General features: G+C 52.0%; 1 rRNA gene. It reads right to left on the bottom strand.

Going from position 1 to position 2,032, the window contains the following annotated elements:
• Positions 1–20: 20 nt before the first annotated feature.
• Positions 21–2,032, bottom strand: a 23S ribosomal RNA gene (locus ACP7BE_RS23180); the annotation flags it as partial.

The raw sequence follows: 2,032 nt of genomic DNA, 5'->3' as shown, positions 1-2,032 counted from the left end.
GCAAATTGCTTGGGTGTTATATGGTCAAGCCTCACGGGCAATTAGTATTGGTTAGCTCAACGCCTCACAGCGCTTACACACCCAACCTATCAACGTCGTAGTCTTCGACGGCCCTTTAGGGAACTCAAGGTTCCAGTGAGATCTCATCTTGAGGCAAGTTTCCCGCTTAGATGCTTTCAGCGGTTATCTTTCCCGAACATAGCTACCCGGCAATGCCACTGGCGTGACAACCGGAACACCAGAGGTTCGTCCACTCCGGTCCTCTCGTACTAGGAGCAGCCCCTCTCAAATCTCAAACGTCCACGGCAGATAGGGACCGAACTGTCTCACGACGTTCTAAACCCAGCTCGCGTACCACTTTAAATGGCGAACAGCCATACCCTTGGGACCGGCTTCAGCCCCAGGATGTGATGAGCCGACATCGAGGTGCCAAACACCGCCGTCGATATGAACTCTTGGGCGGTATCAGCCTGTTATCCCCGGAGTACCTTTTATCCGTTGAGCGATGGCCCTTCCATACAGAACCACCGGATCACTAAGACCTACTTTCGTACCTGCTCGACGTGTCTGTCTCGCAGTCAAGCGCGCTTTTGCCTTTATACTCTACGACCGATTTCCGACCGGTCTGAGCGCACCTTCGTACTCCTCCGTTACTCTTTAGGAGGAGACCGCCCCAGTCAAACTACCCACCATACACTGTCCTCGATCCGGATAACGGACCTGAGTTAGAACCTCAAAGTTGCCAGGGTGGTATTTCAAGGTTGGCTCCACGCAAACTGGCGTTCACGCTTCAAAGCCTCCCACCTATCCTACACAAGCAAATTCAAAGTCCAGTGCAAAGCTATAGTAAAGGTTCACGGGGTCTTTCCGTCTAGCCGCGGATACACTGCATCTTCACAGCGATTTCAATTTCACTGAGTCTCGGGTGGAGACAGCGCCGCCATCGTTACGCCATTCGTGCAGGTCGGAACTTACCCGACAAGGAATTTCGCTACCTTAGGACCGTTATAGTTACGGCCGCCGTTTACCGGGGCTTCGATCAAGAGCTTCGCGTTAGCTAACCCCATCAATTAACCTTCCGGCACCGGGCAGGCGTCACACCCTATACGTCCACTTTCGTGTTTGCAGAGTGCTGTGTTTTTAATAAACAGTCGCAGCGGCCTGGTATCTTCGACCGACAGGGGCTTACGCAGTAAATGCTTCACCTCCATCGGCGCACCTTCTCCCGAAGTTACGGTGCCATTTTGCCTAGTTCCTTCACCCGAGTTCTCTCAAGCGCCTTGGTATTCTCTACCCAACCACCTGTGTCGGTTTGGGGTACGGTTCCTGGTTACCTGAAGCTTAGAAGCTTTTCTTGGAAGCATGGCATCAACCACTTCGTGTTCTAAAAGAACACTCGTCATCAGCTCTCGGCCTTAGAATCCCGGATTTACCTAAGATTCCAGCCTACCACCTTAAACTTGGACAACCAACGCCAAGCTGGCCTAGCCTTCTCCGTCCCTCCATCGCAATAACCAGAAGTACAGGAATATTAACCTGTTTTCCATCGACTACGCTTTTCAGCCTCGCCTTAGGGACCGACTAACCCTGCGTCGATTAACGTTGCGCAGGAAACCTTGGTCTTTCGGCGTGGGTGTTTTTCACACCCATTATCGTTACTCATGTCAGCATTCGCACTTCTGATACCTCCAGCAAGCTTCTCAACTCACCTTCACAGGCTTACAGAACGCTCCTCTACCGCATCATCCTAAGATGATACCCGTAGCTTCGGTGTATGGTTTGAGCCCCGTTAAATCTTCCGCGCAGGCCGACTCGACTAGTGAGCTATTACGCTTTCTTTAAAGGGTGGCTGCTTCTAAGCCAACCTCCTAGCTGTCTAAGCCTTCCCACATCGTTTCCCACTTAACCATAACTTTGGGACCTTAGCTGACGGTCTGGGTTGTTTCCCTTTTCACGACGGACGTTAGCACCCGCCGTGTGTCTCCCATGCTCGGCACTTGTAGGTATTCGGAGTTTGCATCGGTTTGGTAAG

The sequence above is a fragment of the Pseudomonas sp. TWR1-1-3 genome (genome assembly GCF_049896805.1).
Taxonomy (GTDB): Bacteria; Pseudomonadota; Gammaproteobacteria; order Pseudomonadales; family Pseudomonadaceae; genus Aquipseudomonas; species Aquipseudomonas bubulae.
This window is presented reverse-complemented; position numbering and strand designations above follow the sequence as displayed.